Genomic DNA, 532 nt, shown 5'->3' with positions numbered 1-532 from the left:
CAAATCCTTGCGGACGTTTGTTAGCTCAAGGTCAGCGCTACCGCACTGCAGCTCATTGTTTACTTGACAACGGCTTTGAACAAATTACTGCTGAAAGATTAGGGGTATTTGGAGTAGCTGTATTTGTTAGAGAATACTAAAATAGAAAAAGGGACTTTTCTGTAAGTTAGAAAAGTCCCTTCATACGTATTATGCGTGGAAATTCGTGCCGTCTGTTACAGCTTCGATTACACCAGCGCGGATGACAAAGTCACCAAAGTGCTCGCCTTCTTCTCTTTCTTTTGCATAGCGAGGAAGTAAGACGCGCAGTTCATTTAAAATTTCTTCTTCACTGATATTTTCACGGTACATTTTGCTTAAGCGGCTGCCGTCAAATGCTGCTCCAAGATACATATTGTATTTGCCCGGTGCTTTACCGATAAAAGCAATTTCACCTAAAGCAGGACGCGCACAGCCGTTAGGACAGCCCGTCATACGAATCGTGATTTCTTTATCGCGAAGGCCGTTTTCATCTACAATTGCTTCAATCTTC

1 pseudogene is annotated in these 532 nt (G+C 42.9%); it reads right to left on the bottom strand.

The window, feature by feature from the left end:
• Window positions 1-189: 189 nt before the first annotated feature.
• Window positions 190-532, bottom strand: a pseudogene (locus tag AC27IT_RS28155) (sulfite reductase); the annotation flags it as partial.

The sequence above is a fragment of the Brevibacillus sp. YAE8 genome, assembly GCF_057543335.1.
This window is presented reverse-complemented; position numbering and strand designations above follow the sequence as displayed.